The organism is Candidatus Megaera venefica (assembly GCF_034554655.1).
GTDB classification, from domain to species: domain Bacteria; phylum Pseudomonadota; class Alphaproteobacteria; order Rickettsiales; family Rickettsiaceae; genus Megaera_A; species Megaera_A venefica.
The window spans coordinates 1-1787 of sequence record NZ_JARJFB010000236.1 but is presented as its reverse complement, the minus strand read 5'-3'; the positions used below and the strand labels follow the sequence as shown (position 1 = coordinate 1787).

The 1787-nt window shown below is 36.4% G+C and carries 2 protein-coding genes; both read left to right on the top strand.

Going from position 1 to position 1787, the window contains the following annotated elements:
- Nucleotides 1-268 precede the first annotated feature (268 nt).
- Nucleotides 269-577 carry a hypothetical protein gene (locus Megvenef_RS09350; protein WP_322777649.1) on the top strand — a complete coding sequence of 103 codons (309 nt, stop codon included), beginning with the start codon at nucleotides 269-271 and terminating at the stop codon, nucleotides 575-577.
- Nucleotides 558-1712 (top strand): hypothetical protein, encoded by a 1155-nt coding sequence (locus Megvenef_RS09345; protein WP_322777648.1) that lies wholly within the window; start codon nucleotides 558-560, stop codon nucleotides 1710-1712. Before Megvenef_RS09350 ends, Megvenef_RS09345 begins: the two co-directional genes overlap by 20 nt.
- Nucleotides 1713-1787 lie beyond the last annotated feature (75 nt).

The window sequence follows — 1787 nt, the reverse complement described above, 5'->3', positions numbered from 1 at the left end:
CTTCTTCGTTTCTGCATCTTTTTGTCATCGTTTGACAAAGTTTTTTTGGTCTTTGCAGTAAAAACCTTACCCTTTTCTTTGAAGTTATGACCAGTGTAGTGCATTTTGTGCTAAAACCGGTATTGCACAAAGTACATTTTTTGAGTGGAAGAATACTTATCCAGAGTTTAAAGAAGCTTATGATATAGCAATAAATTTTGCCGAAACTTATTGGCATAAATTACCAGCTAATGATCCAAACTTTAACTTTCCTTATTGGGTAATAAATATGCGTAATCGCTTTGGCTTTGGCAAGTCTCGCTTCAAAATAGCCGATAAGAAGAATGCTAAGGAAATGATGCAAACGGCAAAAGAGCATCTAGATGAAGATATGATTACGGTTAATGATTACACCGCTATAGTAAATAGTGCAAAGACTCAAGCTATTATTGATGGAGAGTGTAGTGATACGGAAGTGTATCGTCCTAGTACTAGAGAAGAGTTGCTGGAGAAACAAGCTTTGTTAGAAGATATTATTGAGAAAAAGAAAATATTAAAGAAAGCGGTGGTTAAAAAAATTGATTCCCGAAGAAATTGAATTACAAGCTATCAAATGTCAATTATCACTTTACGAATTCTTTAAGCAAGCCTGGGAACAAATAGAGGGTAGTACTTTTTTTAAAGATGGCTATCATATACAAATGATATGCGAGCATCTAGAAGCTTTGCAAAAACGCGAGATCAAAAACTTACTTATTAATGTTCCCCCTCGTACCAGTAAAACAAGTTTAATTTCAATAGCATTCCCAGCTTGGGTTTGGACGCATTCGCCACATGAGAAATTTATGTATGCCAGTTATGCTCAAAGCTTATCATTGAAACATTCGGTAGATTGTAGACGTCTTATACAATCACCTTGGTATCAAATGTTTTTCAAGCATTCTTTTAGATTAATGAAAGACCAAAATACTAAAGGTAGGTTTGATAATGACAAAAGAGGTTATCGCATTAGCACTAGTGTTAATGGCTCTGTTACAGGAGAAGGAGCGAGTATACTAATATGTGATGATCCCAATAATACAAGGTTTGTCGAGTCAAAAGCTATAAGAGAGAGTGCATTAGAATGGTGGACTAAAGCTTGGTCTACAAGATTAAACGATAAAAAGAATGACTGTCGTATTGTGGTTCAACAGCGTTCGCACGAAAGGGACGTATCAGGTTATATCATTGCCAACGATAATGCAAAAGAATGGGAAAAATTAATACTTCCTATGGAGTTCGAGAAAGTCCGTACTTGTGTTACAAGTTTAGGTAGCGATTGGCGGAAAGATGAAGGTGAATTACTTTGGCCCGACCAGATTGGCTCGAGGGAACTCACTAGTTTAAAGAATGATCTAGGCTCAACATACGCAATATCAGGACAGTTACAACAAAGACCGTCTCCGACAACTGGTGGAATTATCAAGCGTGATTGGTTCTTGAAATATACGAAGAAAATTTATCCTAAATTTACTCTAATACTTCAATCTTGGGACACAGCAATATCCGATAAACCAACCTCTGCATATTCAGCTTGCACCACTTGGGGTGTGTTTAAAGATGAGGATGATGTAAAAAAAGTTATCCTATTGTCAGTGTGGCGGGGTAGAGTTCTATATCCCGACCTACGCAAACGTGCGCAACGTCTATATAAGAACTATCTAGATACAGGCGAAACAAGTGACGCTACTTAGTCTCTCCGTCAAAACTCTAAATTTTTGATATAATTTCAAGAATTTCAAAAATAAATCACCGCACATTCATTTTTT

Excerpts from the sequence above, each read along its gene's own strand:
- Megvenef_RS09350 (WP_322777649.1), top strand. The coding sequence starts at position 269 with ATGCGTAATCGCTTTGGCTTTGGCAAGTCTCGCTTCAAAATAGCCGAT.